This window comes from Streptomyces sp. adm13(2018), from assembly GCF_008042145.1.
Lineage (GTDB): Bacteria > Actinomycetota > Actinomycetes > Streptomycetales > Streptomycetaceae > Streptomyces.
Genome location: NZ_RDBH01000049.1, coordinates 1 through 4,262, shown reverse-complemented (window position 1 = coordinate 4,262; position 4,262 = coordinate 1). Strand labels below are relative to the sequence as shown.

2 protein-coding genes and 1 pseudogene are annotated in these 4,262 nt (G+C 76.3%); all 3 read right to left on the bottom strand.

What is annotated here, in order from left to right; genetic code table 11:
* A partial coding sequence (locus EAO70_RS04065; RefSeq protein WP_261992648.1) for a serine/threonine-protein kinase occupies positions 1 to 1,124 on the bottom strand: 1,124 nt, incomplete at its 3' end.
* 93 nt (positions 1,125 to 1,217) lie between these two features.
* The gene (locus EAO70_RS04060; protein WP_187283712.1) at positions 1,218 to 3,389 is read right to left on the bottom strand and encodes a protein kinase domain-containing protein; all 2,172 of its coding nucleotides are present in this window, start codon (positions 3,387 to 3,389) and stop codon (positions 1,218 to 1,220) included.
* A 56-nt stretch (positions 3,390 to 3,445) separates the two neighbouring features.
* Positions 3,446 to 4,117 (bottom strand): annotated as a pseudogene (locus EAO70_RS04055) (serine/threonine protein kinase); the annotation flags it as partial.
* Positions 4,118 to 4,262: the final 145 nt, after the last annotated feature.

Below are 4,262 nucleotides of genomic sequence, written 5' to 3'. Positions count from 1 at the left end.
GAGCTGATCGGGCCGTGCCTGTCCAGGGACCCGGCGCACCGTCCGCAACCCCCGCGGGTCGAGGCGGCGTTCGCGCCGCCGAAGGGCGCGGACCGGGCGTGGCGGAAGGGTCCGCTGGCCGACGACATCAAGCGGCGAGAGACGGCGACGAAGCGTCTGACCGCGCCCGCGGACACCGCCGCCCCGGTGAGGAACCGCCGCCGGGACGGCGCGGCCGGGACGACGGTGTCCGCGGGCGCGGTCAGACGCTTCGTCGCCGTCTCTCGCCGCTTGATGTCGTCGGCCAGCGGACCCTTCCGCCACGCCCGGTCCGCGCCCTTCGGCGGCGCGAACGCCGCCTCGACCCGCGGGGGTTGCGGACGGTGCGCCGGGTCCCTGGACAGGCACGGCCCGATCAGCTCCCGCAACTCCGGCGGCACCAGGCTCAGTTCGGGCGTTCCGTGCACCACCTCGTACTGGACGGCCGCCACGTGCGCGCCGTCGAAGGCACGCCGGCCGCTCGCCGCGTACGCGAGGACCGCGCCGAGCGAGAACACGTCCGACGCCGGGCCGACCCGCTGCCCGAGGACCTGCTCGGGAGCGCCGTACCCGGGGGTGACGGGGATCTGTCCCGTCGTCGTCAGGGTGAGGCCGTGCTCGGGGCGGGCGATGCCGAAGTCGATGATCCGCGGGCCGGTGGAGGTGAGGACGATGTTCGCGGGCTTGAGGTCGCGGTGGATCAGGCCGGCCGCGTGGATGTCGTGCAGGGTGCGGGCGAGCCGGGCCGCGAGGGCGCGGACCGCCGGCACGTCCAGCGGCCCGTAAGCCCGGACCGCCTCGTCGAGCGTCGGTCCGGCGAGGAACTCCGCCGCGATCCACGGCCGTCCGCCCTCGGTCTGCGCGCCGAGGACCCGGGCCACGCCCGGGCTGGTGACGGCCCGCGCCATGTCGGCCTCGCGGACGAAGCGCTGGGCGAGGTGCCGGTCGTGGGCGAGTTCGGGCCGCAGGACCTTGACGGCCGCGGGGACGCCGTCGCCGTCCCGGCCGACGTACACCTTGCCCATGCCGCCCTCGCCGAGGACGCCGAGCAGGCGGTACGGGCCGAGCCGGAGCGGGTCGCCGGTGGCGAGGGGCTGCGTGGTCACGGGTGGTCTCCGGGTCGGTGGTCGATGGGAGGAGGATGGAAGGGGAGGAGGACGGGGGCGCGGTCGCTTCCGGAGGGCTAGGCATCCGGAGGGCTAGGCGTACGGGAGGGCCACGATGGACGACGGCCCCGCCCCGACGATCCGCTTCCGCTGCGCGTCCGTGACGTACCGGGTGGCCTCGGTCGGGAACACCCACGCCGAGCGCCGGGTCGCCCGGTCGATCGCGTTCAGGCCGCCCCGGACCGGCGCGTACACGTACTTCCGGCCGATCACCGGGACCGCGTACAGGTTCGGGGTCAGACTGCGGCCGGAGACCGCCTCCGACCACTCCTTGGTGCCACGGTCCGCGCCGACGACGACGAGCCCGCGGCCGGCCTCGTTCGCGTGGACGCGGCCGTCCGCCACGGTGGGGACCCCGAAGAGGGAGCCCCGGCCGTACTCCCAGGCGACGCCCCCGTCGGTGAGGCGCAGCGCCCGGAGGCGGTCGCCGCCGAGGTAGACGTGCCGGTCGTCGACGGCCAACTGGCCGGGGATGAACGACGGGGACTCCTCCAGCGGGATGCTCCGCCGCCACAACCGCCGGCCGGTGCGACGGTCCCGCACCTGGACGTCGAAGGACTTCAGGTCACCGCTGTTCTTGCCGAGCACCAGCCGGTCGCCGACGATCCGGGACAGCCAGGGGCGGGCGTTGGTGTCGGTGTGGGGATGCCGCCAGATCTCCCTGCCCGTGGCGAGGTCGACGGCGATCAGGTGCCAGCCGGTGTCGTTGTCCGTGTCCTCCCGGCTGCCCCGGCGGGAGGACGCGTACAGCACCCCGCCCGCCGCGGTGAGGAGTTCCGTGCCGAACAGCGAACCTTCGAACCCCTTGACAGTGATCGTCCGGGCGGACTGCTCGCCGGTCCGGGCGGCGAGCGTACGGATCTCCAGGGCGGACGTCCCGGTGAGCGGATAGGAGGACGCGTAGAAGCGCGTCCCGTCCGTCGTCACCTGCTTCGGGTCCATCACCATCGACTCCTCCCACAGCACCGACCCGCTCTGCGGATCCAGCGCGCGGAACGACACCGTCTCGGCGAAGCCCACGACGCCTCCCGCGAGCATCGGCATCACGCTCTCCTCGCGGTCCAGGGCGCTCTCCCGCCACAGCGCGGCCGGTGCGCCGTCCGGGGCGGTGCTCGCGGGGATCGCGGTGGGGCCCGCGGCCGGGCCCGCCGCGCCGGGGTCCTCGCCGTCCCGCGACGCCAGCCAGGCCCACAGTCCGCCGCCCGCTCCCGCCGCTCCGAGGAGCGCCGCGCCGCCCGCCGAGAGCAGCCTGCGCCGGGAGACCGGCCCGCTGGGGGCGGTCTCCGCCACCGCCGAGCCCTCCGGGGCCGGCAGGCGGTGCGGGGCGTGCAGCCAGACGTCCGTGGCCCGGCGGGCGATGTCGGTGAGCAGCAGCGGCGGCAGATGGTCGGCGAACTCGCCGTGACCGTCGTGGAGTCGGTCGATCAGGGTGCCGGTGGTGGGGCGGGCCGACGGGTCCTTCGACAGGCAGGCCGTGAGGAGGGGGAGCAGCGCCTCGGGTACGCCGCTGAGGTCGGGGTCGGCGTAGCGGACGCGGTACAGGAGGTCGGCGGCGGAGCCTGTACCGAAGGGGCCGTGGCCGGTCGCGGCGAAGACCAGGACACCCGCGAGGGCGAACACGTCGCCGGCGGGCGGGTGTTCCTGCCCGCTCGCCTGCTCCGGAGACATGTACGCGGGCGTGCCGGCGGCGGCCCCCGTCCGGGTCAGGTGGTCGTCGCCGGCCGCGCGCGCGATGCCGAAGTCGATGATCTTCGGGCCGTACGCGGTGACGAGGACGTTCGAGGGCTTGAGGTCGCGGTGGACCACGTCCGAGGAGTGCAGCTGCGCCAGTGCTCCGGCGAGGGCCGCGCCCAGGGCGCGGACGGTCGGCTCCGGCAGGGGGCCGCCGAGTTCGACCGCGTCGTCGAGCGGCGGGCCGAGGACGTACTCGGTGGCCAGCCACGGGGTCTCGGCCTGCGGGTCCGCGTCGACCACGGCGGCGCCGTGGCGGGCGCCGATGATCCGTGCCGCGTCCGTCTCCAGCCGGAAGCGGGCGCGGAAGGCGGGGTCGGTGGCGAGCCGCGGGTGCACGGTCTTCAGCGCGACGGTACGGCCGCCGGGGGTGCGGGCCAGGTAGACCGTGCCCATGCCGCCGGAGCCGAGGCGGGCGAGGAGCCGGTACGAGGCGACCGAGGCCGGGTCGTCGTGGGTCAGGGGCGACAGCATGGTGAGGTCCGTCAGTCGGCGGGAGGGGTGGTGGGGTGAGGCGGGTGGTCTCAGACGAGTTCGTCCCGTTCGGGCACGGTGTGGCCGGTGGCGGCGCAGGCCAGGACGGCGCCCAGGGCGAAGACGTCGCCGGGCGGGCGCGGGCGGCATCCCGAGGCCTGTTCGGGGGCGAGCGTGCCCGGGTCGAGGCCGGGCAGCCCGGCGCGGGGCTCCTCTTCGGGCGCGGCGGCCCGTACCGCGCCGAAGCAGGTCAGCCGGGGGCCGTCCGCGGTGAGCAGGACGGCGGCCGGGGACAGGCCCGCGTGGGTGAGGCCCTGGCCGTGCGCGGCGGCCAGCGCCTCGGCGAGCGCGGCCCCGACGGCCCGGACGGTGGCCTCGGGCAGGGGGCCGCCGTGGACGGCGAGCGCCACGGGCAGGGGGAGCGCCGGGACGTACGGGCCGGCGTACCAGGCGGGTTCGCCGGGCCCGGCGACGGCCGTGACCGGCGCGATCCACGGGCCGAGGAGGAAGCGTGCGGCGTCGGCCTCGGCGGCGAACCGGGCGGGGTCCGTGCCGGGCAGCGGGGTGCTGAGGAGCACGGTGTGCTCGCCGTCCTCGGTGCGGGCGACGAACCGGCGGCAGGGCACGACCGTGCGGGGCGGGTCGAGGCGGGTGATCAGCCGGAAGGGGCCCAGCCGCCGCGCCGATTCCGGCCGTGCGGCCCCCTGTTGCGTGCGCGACTGCTCCACCGTCCGTGCCCCCCGTCGWCCCTGCGCCCGTGGTGACGGGGCGGGACGAGCCTATCGAGGCGGGTCACGGGAGGAGGGAGGGGCCTTGTCGGGCTGCCAGTGCTTGTAGGGCGTGTGGGGCCTGTAGGGCCTCTGGGGCCCGACC

Coding starts and splice junctions, on each gene's coding strand:
- EAO70_RS04060 (WP_187283712.1), bottom strand. CDS start 3,389: ATGCTGTCGCCCCTGACCCACGACGACCCGGCCTCGGTCGCCTCGTAC.